This is a genomic window from Methylobacterium aquaticum (assembly GCF_016804325.1).
GTDB classification, from domain to species: domain Bacteria; phylum Pseudomonadota; class Alphaproteobacteria; order Rhizobiales; family Beijerinckiaceae; genus Methylobacterium; species Methylobacterium aquaticum_C.
The window spans coordinates 6,823,875-6,836,229 of record NZ_CP043627.1; the positions used below are offsets into that span (position 1 = coordinate 6,823,875).

Annotated in this window: 9 protein-coding genes; all 9 read right to left on the bottom strand. The window is 71.3% G+C overall.

Annotated features, from left to right (window positions below; all coding sequences use genetic code 11):
- Positions 1-177 precede the first annotated feature (177 nt).
- The gene (locus F1D61_RS31575) at positions 178-3,519 is read right to left on the bottom strand and encodes a helicase HerA domain-containing protein (RefSeq protein WP_203155843.1); all 3,342 of its coding nucleotides are present in this window, start codon (positions 3,517-3,519) and stop codon (positions 178-180) included.
- Positions 3,516-4,193 carry a hypothetical protein gene (locus tag F1D61_RS31580; RefSeq protein WP_203155844.1) on the bottom strand — a complete coding sequence of 226 codons (678 nt, stop codon included), beginning with the start codon at positions 4,191-4,193 and terminating at the stop codon, positions 3,516-3,518. The genes F1D61_RS31575 and F1D61_RS31580 overlap by 4 nt, the downstream gene beginning before the upstream one ends.
- Complete coding sequence (locus F1D61_RS31585; protein WP_246775636.1) at positions 4,190-5,209, bottom strand: endonuclease domain-containing protein; 1,020 nt, start codon at positions 5,207-5,209, stop codon at positions 4,190-4,192. Before F1D61_RS31585 ends, F1D61_RS31580 begins: the two co-directional genes overlap by 4 nt.
- A gap of 154 nt (positions 5,210-5,363) precedes the next feature.
- Positions 5,364-6,563 carry an L-dopachrome tautomerase-related protein gene (locus F1D61_RS31590; RefSeq protein WP_203155845.1) on the bottom strand — a complete coding sequence of 400 codons (1,200 nt, stop codon included), beginning with the start codon at positions 6,561-6,563 and terminating at the stop codon, positions 5,364-5,366.
- A 75-nt stretch (positions 6,564-6,638) separates the two neighbouring features.
- Positions 6,639-7,979 (bottom strand): LLM class flavin-dependent oxidoreductase, encoded by a 1,341-nt coding sequence (locus F1D61_RS31595; protein ID WP_203155846.1) that lies wholly within the window; start codon positions 7,977-7,979, stop codon positions 6,639-6,641.
- A 62-nt stretch (positions 7,980-8,041) separates the two neighbouring features.
- Positions 8,042-9,232: a cystathionine gamma-synthase gene (gene metB / locus F1D61_RS31600; RefSeq protein WP_203155847.1), complete on the bottom strand. Its 1,191-nt coding sequence runs from the start codon at positions 9,230-9,232 to the stop codon at positions 8,042-8,044.
- Between the two features lie 70 nt (positions 9,233-9,302).
- Positions 9,303-10,130, bottom strand: a complete 828-nt coding sequence (locus tag F1D61_RS31605) for an NADPH-dependent oxidoreductase (protein ID WP_203155848.1) — start codon at positions 10,128-10,130, stop codon at positions 9,303-9,305.
- Positions 10,131-10,358: 228 nt separating this feature from the next.
- Complete coding sequence (locus F1D61_RS31610) at positions 10,359-11,276, bottom strand: type II secretion system F family protein (RefSeq protein WP_203159374.1); 918 nt, start codon at positions 11,274-11,276, stop codon at positions 10,359-10,361.
- A 91-nt stretch (positions 11,277-11,367) separates the two neighbouring features.
- Positions 11,368-12,336: a type II secretion system F family protein gene (locus F1D61_RS31615; RefSeq protein ID WP_203155849.1), complete on the bottom strand. Its 969-nt coding sequence runs from the start codon at positions 12,334-12,336 to the stop codon at positions 11,368-11,370.
- Positions 12,337-12,355: the final 19 nt, after the last annotated feature.

The following is a 12,355-nucleotide window of genomic DNA, read 5'->3' on the forward strand; positions in this document are numbered from 1 at the left end:
CCTGCCGGCTCAAGGCGGACGAAATGGCATCACGGTTAAGCCGGACCCGCCTGGATGAAATCGCGTGCGCCGGTTCGAGCAGCGTTCGATCGCCCGCTCGACGGTTGCTGCGCCATCGCGAACACGCTGCGGAATCCGGCCCCGCTCAAGGACGCGACGGGATGCCTTTCGAACGACTCATCCGTCCCGCGCGGCCTCCATCCCGCCGGCGCTCGCCCTGGCCCGGGCGATCACCTGCTCGGGCGTCGGCGGGTTCGCCGGGTGGTGGCTGAGGCAGAACGGCGTGCGGAGCTTCGCCGGCCGCCCCGAGCCCTCGGTGGCAAAGTAGAACTCGCCCGCCCCGAGCCGGCCGATATCGGGTGCCGCCCCGCCGCTCGCCGCCATGATCTCCTGGGCCGCCGCGATGGTCGCCGGGGCGCTCTGGCGGCCGAAGAACTGCGTCGTGCAGTTCGACACGACCTGGTTGTGGATGCCCCGCGGCACCTGCGTCGCCACGATCATCCCGAGGCCGTATTTGCGCCCCTGCGCCACCAGCTTGATGCCGCTGCCGAGGCTCGGCGGCGTGCGTCCCGAGGGCAGGAAGGTCTGCGCCTCGTCGACCACGTAGAGCAGGCCCCGGGGCGACGGGTTCTTCTTGATCCAGCCGAACAAAGCCATCTGGAGCCGGTTGACGAAATCCTCCCGCGCCGCCTCCGAGGCGAGGCCCGACAGGTTGACGACCGAGATCCGGGTCTTGTCGCGGTCCGGGCCGAAGAACAGCCGTGAGGGATCGAGCACCGCGCCCTCGATCCGCAGGAGCGGGTTGGTGGCCACCGCGGCGCGCAGCTGGTCCGCCATGTCGGCGGCGAGATTCGTCGCCTTGCCGATCTGGCTGGTGCCGTCCGGCAGATCGGCGAGCAGCTCGGTGAAGGCGCCGAGCGTCCCGCCGCCCCGGCCCGCGAAGGCCCGAAGGGCATCGGCGAGGACGCCGCGCTGGAGGTTCTTCGTCGCGCCGGCGAGCGGACCCAGGGTCTCGGCCGCCATCTCGATCGCCTGGGCCCGCTCGTCGCGGTCGTCGCTCGCGGCGAGGTCCGGCATCGCCGGGAGGAAGAGCGGGTTGCCGGCATGGATGCCCGGCGTCCACACCACCACCTCGACCCGCTCGGCGTAGAGACCGGCCTTGCGGTCGTCCTCCGGCGTGAATTTGTCCGGTCGCTCCGGCCAGGCATCGCCGAGGCGCGACAGGTCGTTGTTGGGATCGACCACGATCGCCGGGATGCCGGCGAGCGCCGCCTCCTCGACCAGGCGCCGCAGCAGCACGGTCTTGCCCGAGCCGGAGCCGGCGATGATCGCGGTGTGGCGCGGCAGGAGCCGCAAGGGCAGGGCGACGGCGGGCGCGTCGGGGGTGATGCGGTGGCCGACCGGGATGGCGTCGGGGACCGATTCCGGCGGGAGCGGGGGAGCTACCCGCCGGGGCATCGGCTCCTTGGGGGCGGGCTCCTTGGGGGCGGGTTTCTCAGGTGACGGGGCGTCTGCGACCCGCGCCACCGTCTCGAAGGCATGGGTCGGTACGGCGGGGCGCAGCGCGGTCTCCGGGGGGAGCCGCGCAGACGTGCCGGGCTCGGTGCCGGCCGGCCTCGTCTCCGGCTCGGGACCTGGATCCGACGAATCGGCCGATCGTCCCGGCTGGCGCGGCGGCAGCGGCGGCGGGACGTCACGGCCACGCCGCCCCCGCCCTCCTTGCGCCTCCGCGCCGTCGCCCGACAGGCCGATCCTGCGGAAGAACGCGGTCCCGCGCACCGGCAGGGTCTCGCGCATCCAGCCCTCGAACCGGTCGAAGCACCCGTCCCGCAACGCCCCGTCGCGCAAGGAGCGCAGGGCCACGAAGGTGCGCAGGTCGTCGTCCGACGGGTCGATCAGCATGCCGCCCGCGGCGACGAAACGGCTGACCAGGGTGCCGGTCTTGGTGCCCGCCGGCACCGGGCCGCGGCGCACCAGCAGCAAGTCCCGGCCCGGAATTTTGGACGAGATGCCCGAGGCGGTGAGCGCGGCGCGCAGGCGGGCCTGGAAGGCGATCGGATGCGGCTGGAGCAGGGCGCGGTAGCAGACGTGGCGCTCGCGGTCGTTCTCGTCGCGGTGGAGGAAGGTGAGCCGTCCGTGCAGGGGCGGCAGCCGTTGCTCGGGCTCGCCCTTGCTCACCACGTCGACCGCGTCGTGCGGGTCGTCCTCGAGGGCGTAGAGATCGAAGGCGGCGCGCAGCAATTCGCCGAGCCCGGCATCCTCGTCGTCGAGGAGGCCGGTGAGGTCGGCGTTGCGCCAAGCCTCGTCGAGGTCGAAGATCGGCTCCTGGGTGGGTGGCGGCGTCTTGACGGTCGGCTCGTTGAGGTCGTCGCAGGGCGCGACGATGCCCTGAGCCAGGCAGTCGCGGCGAAAGGCGTCGCATCGCATCAGCAGCGTGCGCGGCCGCATCGCGACGCGGGACGCGGCGGCGATGGCCGTCTCGCTGAACGGCCAGGTCGGGGAAGGCGGCGTGAAGCCGGCCTCGGCATAGGCGGGCGCGAGGCGGCCACGAATCAGCGCGGCGGTCGCCGCCGGCGTGTTCATCCCGGTCAGCAGCATCGGCGGCTCGAACCGGTCGAAGGCGGATTTCATTCCGCGCTCCTGCAGCCGCCGCCACGAATCCGTCAGGCAGGTGACCAGCGTCATGCCGCGGCCGCCGCCGTCATGCAGCTCCATCAAGCCCGCGGCCAGCATCTCGGCGAGGCCGGGGCCGGCCTCGAAATCGTCGTCGAGGGTCAGGCGGCTCGCATCGACCACGCCGTCGATCTGGTCGAGGGCGACGAGGGTCGGGCCGCTCAATCCCATGATCCACGCCATGCCGCGGACGAGTTCCACCGGCGGGGGCGGCGGCATGGTGAAGCCGAGGCCGGCCCGGGCGGCCGGATCGGCGTCGTAGCCCTGCAGCCAGGCATGGGCGAGGCCGACGGCGGCGAGGTCCTGCGAGCGCAGCAGGCACAGGGCCCGGAAGACGTCCTGGTGCTTGAGCGCCCGCACCGTATCGACGTGCATCAGCGCCCGGACCAGCAGGTCGACGATTTTCCGGGTGTCGATGTTGGGCGTGTTGAAGGCCTGCTCGACCTGCCCCTCGACCTTGAAGCGGCGCGCGACCCCGGCCAGCACCGCATCGGACTGGCGTCGTCCGTCCGGCATCGGCTGCATCAGGGCGGTGAGATAGCTCAGCGCCGCGCTGCGCCAGAAATCGGTCAGCCCCAGCACGTCGAGGAGCACGAACCAGCCGCCGGATTCCCAGACCTCGCGCCGGATCTGGCCGACGAGGTGGGTCTTGCCGATGCCCGGCTCGCCGACGAGCACCCGGCCGCGCGGGCGGCTGCCCTGCTCCTGCGCGTTGAGCGCCGCGACGAGCCCCGGAATCAGTGCCTCGTTCGGTGCCCCGGTCGGCTCGGCATCGAGCCAGACGCTGTCGAGGGTGCGCACCCAGTCGAAGTTGACGCGGCGCAGGGCGTCGAGGGCGTCGCTCATGCGTGGATCCAGATCTCGTGGAAGGGCTCGCCGGCGGGATCGAAGGCGGCTTCGCGCTCGGCGTCGTCGAGGGCCTTGGGGTCGCTGATCCGGGTGAGCCGGATGCTCGGGTCGCCGCTCAGGATCGCCGCCAGCCCGCCATCGACCGTGGCGCGGTCGAGGTCGGCGAGCGCGCCGCGCAGGGCGCTGAGGCGCACGGGCGCGGCCTTCCGGCCGCCGGTGCAGGCGAGATAGGCCTGCTCGATCCGGGCGCGGAGCCGGTCCGGATCGGGCGGGACTGCCTCGGCTTTCGGAGCCGTCCTGGTTTTCGGAGGGGTCTTGGCCTTTCGAGCCTTCGGCTCCGGCGGAACCCGCTCCGGGGCGGGGCCGACGAACTCGGCGAGCGTGGCGCCCGTCACGTCGAGGTGGTGGTGCAGGCGCGTGAGCCAGTCCTGGAGCACCCGCATGGCCGGGGGCAGGGGATCACGCAGGTGCTGGCCGGCCCAGTGCCAGCCCTTGTCGGTCACGGTCAGCCGCGAGGAGCGCCCCTCCTTCTCCACCGCCAGGAGCCCGGCCTTCTGCAGCGCGTCGCGCGGGGCCTTCTCCGGCTTGATCTCGCTGTTGAGCGCGGTGCCCTGCCGGCCGAGCAGGCGCCAGAGGATCAGCGCCTGAGCCGGCGTCGGCGTCTCGCTCATCGGGTCGTGTCTCCGGCGAAAGAAAGGTGTGTCGAGGGGAGGCGGCGCAGCCGGACCACGGCGCGGATCTTCTCGACCGCGCGCTGCAGGTCGGCCGCGACCTCGTCGTTGGTGAGGCGCAGCACGAGGTAGCCGGCGACCAGCAATTCGTAGTCGCGGTGGCGGTCCTGGCCGAATTTCGGGCTCGCCTGGTGCTCCGGCCCGTCGATCTCGACGACGATGCGGTGCCGGCGGCAGACCAGGTCGACCCGCGGCTGCCGGCCGTGGCCCGCCACCGCGACGAGCTCGTTGCCGGCAAACAGGCCGGCGAGTTCCGGGTCGCCCGCCAGCGCCGCCTCGACCCGCCGCTCGGATTCGCTGGCCGGGTGGGCGCGCGAGCGCGGCGCGATGAACCGCTCCGCCACTGGCGCCTTTGCGCGGCCGATCGCGACGGCGCCGTAGAGGATGCGGTCGTAGGGCGGGGTGTCGGGCGGCTCGGCCGGCAGGGCGAACAGGCAGGCCGCGCCGTGGCCTGCGCACCATTCCAGCGCCTCGATCACCGCCCGCGCCCGCGCCGGCGAGACCGGATCGACCTCCGCCACCAGGATCACGCTGCCGGGATCGACCGCCCGCAGCAGCTGCCCGCATTCGAGCGCCCGCGCCATCCTGCGGAACCTGGGCGGCCGCCCGGAGGCCGCCGCCGTCGCCGCCGCCTTGCGCCAAGGTGCCGAGACATCGGAAGCCGAGACGTCCGGCGCCGCGTCGTCGCGCCAATCCGGCCAACGGGCGAGCGCCAGCTCGGCGAGATCGTCGAGCAGGCGGTCGATCACCGCGGCGCTGCTGCGTGGATCTTCCGTGGCGACGAGGAGCGCGGCGCGATCGACCTCGCCGGCCGCCAGCGCCTCGCCGACGCCGTCGCGCGTGAGGCCGATGACCGTGAGGCGCTCGCCGCGCGCGAGGCCGGCGGCGCGGCGCGCGAGCGCGGCCGGCGTCAGGCGCGGCCGGGTCGTGGCTGTGCTCTCTCCGGACCTGCACACGACCAGACAGCGTCTCCGGATTGGCCGACGACGCTGCGCGTTCCACGGCTGCTACGCTGGGATATCCAGCACAGGTTGCCGCTCTTTTCCAGGGGGTTGTAGCGGCGCGGGCGGAGGAAGGATGTTTTCCGTCACCCCACGCGGCGGGAAGCCCCTATCGGGCCGGCGCGGCGCCCGTCGACCCCGTCGCCGCCGGTCCCGTCCGGATCGCCCACAATTCCGTCGGCAGACTGATCGGGGCGCCGGGCTTGTAGTCGGCCGAGTCCTGGATGTGCGAGGTGGTGACGTAGATCGTGCCGTCCGGGCCTTCGCTGAAGGTGTCGGGCCAGCGCAGCTGCCTGTCCTGGACCAGGGTGGTCAGACCGGCGCCGCCATTGGCGAGGTCGCGCACCTTGACCGCGTCGTCCTGCGGCGAGGTCACGTACATCCGTCCGTCCTTGCGGGAGATCAGCAGGCCGTCGGCCGGTCCGTTCTCGCCGACCGTGACGATCTTGGACCCCAGCGTCCGGTCGGTGAACATCTCGGGCACGACGGTGGCGGTCGCCCAGCCGGTGAGCGCCTCGGTCGGCAGGCTGTAGAGCGTCTTGCCCTTGATCGCCTGCCAGTACAGCGTCTTGCCGTCCGGCGAGAGGGCGATGCCGTCGGCCGAGAACTCGACGCCGCGCCCGTCCGGCCGCCGCAGGGGTCGGCCGTCATAGGTCACGGTCACGCTCTTGTCCGGCATGGTCGAGGCGTGGCCCGACAGGACGCGCCTCGCCGCACCGCTGTCGATGTCGACGACGATCAGGGCACCCTCGGCGCCGGAATCGGTGAGATAGGCGGTTTTGCCATCGGGCGAGATCCGCACGTCATTGATGTAGGAGGCCTGCAGCACCGTCGCGGTATCGAACGGGATCGTCTTGACCACCTGGTTGGTCTTCAGGTCGATGCCGACGAGCTTCGGCCCATCCTTGACCACCGCTCCCATTGCCGGTGCGGCGGCATCCACCACCCAGAGCCGGTCCTGGGCATCCGCCACCACGCTCTGCACGCAGACGAAGTGGGACTTGGGGTCGATCTCGTCCTTCTTCGCGTTGCGCCAGGAATTCCAGCCGGCATCCGGATAAGGCACCGGCTTGCCGTCCTTCACTTCCGCCACCGAGACCGGCGCGTCCTCGCTCCAGCGCGGGAAGTTGACGAAGATCCGGCCGTCGCGCGCCACCGTGACGCCGGTGACCTGGTGAGCGAAGCTCGCGACCTTGTCGAGGCGGGCAGGGGCCCCTTGAGGAGCGCCTTCGGCGCGGGCGGTGGCCGGCGCGACACCGGCGAGGAGGAACAGGGCGAGCCCGAAGCGGGCGCCGGCATGACTCGTCATCAGAAATACTCTCCGTCCGGGCGACCGCCCGGACGGCAAACGCAGCGGAACCCTGTAAAGGTCCCTGGGAGTATTTTATCCGCGAGCCGCCTGTCCCGGACCGTAGCCGGCGGGCGGGCGCGAACCGAGATGGGAGCGCAGGGTGGTGCCTTCGTACTCGGTCCGGAACAGGCCGCGGCGGCGCAGCTCGGGCAAAACGAGTTCGATGAAGTCGTCGAGCCCGCCCGGCAGGGTCGGCGGCATGATGTTGAAGCCGTCCGCGCCGCCTGCCCGGAAGCGCGCCTCCATCTCGTCGACGATCTGCGTCGGGGTGCCGATGATCTGGGAGTGGCCCCGGGCGCCCGCGATGCGCAGGTAGAGCTGGCGCAGGCTCAATCCCTCGCGCCGGGCGAGGTCGAGCATCAGTTGCTGGCGCGACTTCAGCCCCTCGGTGGCGGGCAGGTCCGGCACCGGGCCGTCCGGATCGAAGCCCGAGAGGTCGTGCCCGACCATGCGGCCGAGGAGCGCCAGCCCCACCACCGGGTCGATCAGCGCCTGCAAGGCCTCGAACTTGTCCCGCGCTTCCGCCTCGGAGCGGCCGACCACCGGAAACAGCCCGGGCATGACCTTGAGGTCGTCGGGCGAGCGGCCGAAGCGGGGCATCCGTCCCTTCAGGTCGCGGGCGAACTCCACTGCCTCGTCGAGGGTCTGGTTCGCCGTAAACACGATCTCGGCGGTGCGCGCCGCCAGATCCTTGCCCGGACCCGACGAGCCGGCCTGGACCAGCACCGGCTGCCCCTGCGGCGTGCGCGCGATGTTGAGCGGACCCCGGACCTCGAAATGCTTGCCCCTGTGGTCGAGGGGCCGGAACCCGTCGGGCTTCGAGAACTGGCCCGAGGCCTTGTCGATCACGACCGCATCGTCGTCCCAAGTGTTCCACAGGCCCAGCACCACGTCGACGAATTCTTCCGCCCGCTCGTAGCGATCGGCGTGGCGGGAAATCTTGTCGTTGCCGAAATTCGCAGCTTCGAGGTCGGTAGCGGAGGTGACGAGGTTCCAGCCGGCGCGGCCGCCGCTCAAGTGGTCGAGGGAGGCGAAGCGGCGGGCGACGTTGTAGGGCTCGTTGAAGCTCGTCGAGGTGGTGGCGACGAGGCCGATGCGGCTCGTGACCGCCGCCAACGCCGACAGCAGGGTGACGGGCTCGAAATGGGTCGAGCGGGCGGTGCGCTCGCTGGAGCGCAGGTCGGCATCGCGGATGCCGGTGCCGTCCTCGAGGAAGATCAGGTCGAACTTGGCGGCCTCGGCGCGCTTGGCCCATCCGACATAGCGGTCGAGGACGATCCCGCCATCGGCCTCGCTCGACGGGTGACGCCAGCCGGCGACGTGGTGGCCGGTGGCGTAGAAGAAGGCGCCGAGGCGCATCGTACCGTCTGTCATCGCTCGCTCGGGGTGTCGGGGCGGGTCATGTCAGATCTAGCGCACCGAAGCCCCGCGGCCCGTCAGGAGCGGGCGACCGCGTCGAGCGCCTGGGCGAGATCGCCCAGGAGATCCTCCTCCGCCTCCAGCCCGACCGAGAGCCGCACCAGCCCGTGGCCGACGCCGGCCCGCTCCCGCGCCTCCGGATCCATGGCGGCATGGGTCATGGTCACCGGATGGGCGATCAGGCTCTCGACCCCGCCGAGCGACTCGGCGAGGCTGAAGACCCGCAAGGCTCCGACGAGCCGGCGCACCGCCTCGCGCCCGCCGGCGAGCTCGGCGCTCAGCATCGCCCCGAAGCCGCTCTGCTGGCTTCGGGCGAGCGCGTGGCCGGGATGGCCGGGAAGCCCCGGATAATAGACCCGGGCCACCGCCGGATGCGCGTCGAGGAAGGCGGCGACCGCGGCGGCGTTGCGGCTCTGGCGCTCGATGCGGGGAAACAGCGTGCGCACGCCGCGCAAGGTCAGGTAGGCATCGAAGGGCGAGCCGGTGACCCCGACGGTGTTGGCCCAGGCGGCGAGCTCGTCGCCGAGGCTCGCGTCGGCGGCGATCACCGCGCCGCCGATCACGTCGGAATGGCCGTTGAGGAACTTCGTCGTCGAGTGGACGACGAGGTCGGCGCCGAGCGCCAGCGGCCGCTGCAGGGCCGGGGACAGGAAGGTGTTGTCGACGATAAAGAGCGCACCCGCCGCCTTCGCCAGGGCGGCGACGCGGCGGATATCGGTGATGCGCATCAGCGGGTTGCTGGGCGTCTCGGTCAGCACGATCCGCGCGCCCTCGGCCAGGGCGGCGTTCAGCGCGGCCTCGTCGGTCTGGTCGACGAAGGCGACGCGGTAGTGACCCCTGGCGGCGCGCATCGAGAGCAGCCGGTGGGTGCCGCCGTAACAATCGTGCGGCGCCACCAGGAGGTCGCCGGGACGCAACGGGGACAGGGCGAGGTCGAGGGCCGCCATGCCGCTCGACACCACCACCGCGCGGGCCCCGCCCTCCAGCTTCGCCAGGGTGTCGGCGAGCTGGTCGCGGGTCGGGTTGCCGAGGCGGGCGTAATCGTAGGCCCGCGCCTTCTCGAACTCCGCGAAGGTATAGGTGGTCGAGAGGTAGAGCGGCGGGGTCACCGCGCCGAAGGCCGTGTCCGTCCCGATCCCGTTCGCGGCGGCGATCGTCTCCGCCCGCCTGTTCTCGTCCGCCACGTCGCACTCCCGGTCTCGCGCCATCACGGTTCGTTCTTTATAAAGAACGAGTGCGGCGATCAACGAAAAAGCGTTCGGAGTGGCGGACGCAAGTTTATTTCAGCCCGAAGCCGCGCCGCTCCAGGATCCCGCGCAACCGGTCGCGGCCGCTGAGCGAGCCGGGGCCGCGCACCCGCTCCAGGGCGGCCCCGCTCCAGCCGACCTCCGGCATGCGCTGGCCTGCCTGGAACACCGCCATCGCCGCGTCGTAGGCCGCGATCGCCCCTGTCGCGAGGGTGGGGTCGTAGCGGCCGCGATGCAGCACGACCTCTTGCGGCAGGCGCGGCTTCACGGCGGCCGGTCGCTCCGGATCGGGCCAGCCGACGCACAACCCGAACACCGCGACCACGTTCGGGGGCAGGCCGAGCAGTTCGGCCACCGCCTCCGGGTCGTTGCGCAGGGCCCCGATATAGACCGAGCCGAGGCCGAGGGATTCGAGCGCCACGGTGGCGTTCTGGGCCGCCAGAGCCGCGTCGACCACGCCGACCATCAGCATCTCGAGATAGTCGAGCCCGTCCGTCGGCTTGTCCTGGTCGCGGCCGAGGGCGCCGAGGCGCGCCAGATCGGCGAGCCAGACCAGCACCAGGGGCGCCTCGGCGACGTGGCGCTGCCCGCCCGCCACCTGCGCCAGGCGCCTCTTGGCGGCTTCGTCCTCCACCGCGACGACGCTCCAGGTCTGGAGGTTCGACGAACTCGGCGCCGATTGCGCCGCGGCGACGAGCGTCGCCAGGGTCCCGTCGGGGAGCGGATCGGGCCGGAACGCCCGCACGGTGCGGTGGGCGAGCAGCCCCGCGACGACGTCGTTCCAGGCGATGTCGGGAGCGGCGGCACCCGCGCCGTAGCGGGCCTGCAAGGCCCGGTCGCGTTCCTCGGTCTTGGTCATCCGGCTTTTCGTCCCCGCTTATACCAATGGCCCAAGATGCTGACGCATCGGGCCATTGAGCCATCTCGAATTTTCTGTGCCAAGCCAGAGGCTTGACGAAAATTCGCGAACGGAACCAAAGGTCGTTTCCAACGACCGTCGGTATTACGCCTCGTGGCGCGGCGGAGTCGTACACGGAATCCGGCGGTCGGCGAGGGCGCCCGCCGCCGCGCCGATGCCGTCCGGCCCCTACTTGACGCTGAACACCTGGACCATGGCGGGGGTGAGGATCACCACGAACAGCACCGGCAGGAAGAACAGGATCATCGGCACGGTGAGCTTCGGCGGCAGGGCGGCGGCCTTCTTCTCGGCCTCGTTCATCCGTTGGTCGCGGCTCTCCTGGGACAGCACCCGCAGGGCCTGGCCGACCGGGGTACCGTAGCGTTCCGCCTGGATCAGCGCCGTGGTGATGTTTTTCACCGATTCGAGGCCGGTGCGGTTGGCGAGGTTCTCGTAGGCGATGCGCCGGTCGCTCAGATAGGACAGTTCGGCGGTGGTCAGCGCCATCTCCTCGGCCAGCGTCATGCACTGGTTGGCGATCTCGACGCCGACGCGCCGGAACGCCGCCTCGATCGCCATGCCGGATTCGACGCAGATCAGCAGGAGGTCGAGGGCATCCGGCCAGTTGCGCTTGATGATCGCCTGGCGCTTGGAGATCTGGTTGCGCAGGAACAGCTCGGGCGCCTTGATGCCGAGATAGAGCGCCACCACCACCATGCCGAAGCGGATCAGCACCGGCTGCTTCACCACCTCCAGCACGAACAGGTAGAACACCGCCAGGACGAAGAAGGCGATCGGGACCACCAGGCGGAAGAACAGGAACCCGATCTCGGCCTGCGGGCCGCGATGCCCCGCCATCATCAGGCTGTTCTTGGCGTGCTCGGTGCCGAGCCAGTCGCCGAGATGCAGCCGTTCGACCACCCGCTTCATGTAGGCCTTGGGCTCCTGGCGCAGGGATGCCTTCTGGTTCAGGCGCTCCCGCTCGCGCAGGCGGATGCGGTCGCGCTCCTTGCCGACGCCCTTCAGGCGGGCGCCGAGCCGGTCAGGCTCGACGAAGGGCTGGGCCAGGGTGAAGACCGTGGCGGCGGCGGCGATGGCGGCGAGCATCGCGCCGATGACGTACGGGTCGATGAGCTGGGACAGGAGCGACACGCACCGCCTCCGCGGAAATCAGACAAAGGTCGGAAATATTCGAGGGTCAGATGTCGAAGCTGATCATCTGCTTCATCACGAAGACCCCGACCACCATCCACACGGCCGAACAGGCAAGCGCGATGTGACCGGTCGAGGTGGTCCAGAGCAGCGAGATGTAGTCGGGGCTGGTGAGGTAGGCCAGCCCGGCGACGACGAAGGGCAGGGAGGCGATGATCGCCGCCGAGGCCTTCGCCTCCATGCTCATCGCCTTCACCTTCTCGGCCATCTTGCGCCGCTCGCGCAGCACCCGCGAGAGGTTGCCCAGGGCCTCCGAGAGGTTGCCGCCGGATTTCTGCTGGATGCCGATCACGATGGCGAAGAAGTTCGCCTCCGGCACCGGCATCCGCTCGTAGAGGCGCCCCACCGCCTCCCCCAGCGAGACGCCGACGGCCTGGGCCTCGACCATCGCCCGGAACTCGCTCTTGACCGGCTCGTTCGCCTCGCGGGCGATCATCCGCAGGCAGTCGCCGACCGGAAGACCCGAGCGGATGCCGCGCACGATCACGTCCATGGCGTTGGGCAGTTCGAGGATGAAGCGCGCCATCCGGCGCTTGCGCAGGTAGGACAGGATCCAGCGCGGCAGGCCGAGGCCCGCCGCGAAGGCCAGGCCGAGCGCCATCAGCATGTCGCCGCTGAACAGCAGGCCGAAGACCCCGACCAGGAGGCCGCCGAGCGCGCTGAAGACGTAGAACTGCTTCTTGCCGATGGACAGGCCCGCCTGGGTCAGCCGCAGGTCGAGGCTGACGCGAACCTTCTTCTCCTTGTCCTCGATCTCCTTGAGGCTCTTGGCGACCTGGTCGCGGCGGCTCACCGCCTGCACGCGCTCGGCGGCCTGGCGCTGGCCCACCAGGGCCTGCTGGCGCTTGCTGGCCCGGGCCTCGCTCGGCAGGAGCGGGACCACCACCGCCGAGGCGAGCGCCACCGCGCTCACCGCGAGCAGGCCGGCCGCGATCGCGGCGTCGAGCTCGATCACGGGTGCCCCCCGCGGTCGC

Coding starts and splice junctions, on each gene's coding strand:
- F1D61_RS31575 (WP_203155843.1), bottom strand. CDS start 3,519: ATGAGCGACGCCCTCGACGCCCTGCGCCGCGTCAACTTCGACTGGGTG.
- F1D61_RS31580 (WP_203155844.1), bottom strand. CDS start 4,193: ATGAGCGAGACGCCGACGCCGGCTCAGGCGCTGATCCTCTGGCGCCTG.
- F1D61_RS31590 (WP_203155845.1), bottom strand. CDS start 6,563: ATGACGAGTCATGCCGGCGCCCGCTTCGGGCTCGCCCTGTTCCTCCTC.
- F1D61_RS31595 (WP_203155846.1), bottom strand. CDS start 7,979: ATGACAGACGGTACGATGCGCCTCGGCGCCTTCTTCTACGCCACCGGC.
- metB (WP_203155847.1), bottom strand. CDS start 9,232: ATGGCGCGAGACCGGGAGTGCGACGTGGCGGACGAGAACAGGCGGGCG.
- F1D61_RS31605 (WP_203155848.1), bottom strand. CDS start 10,130: ATGACCAAGACCGAGGAACGCGACCGGGCCTTGCAGGCCCGCTACGGC.
- F1D61_RS31610 (WP_203159374.1), bottom strand. CDS start 11,276: ATGCTCGCCGCCATCGCCGCCGCCGCCACGGTCTTCACCCTGGCCCAG.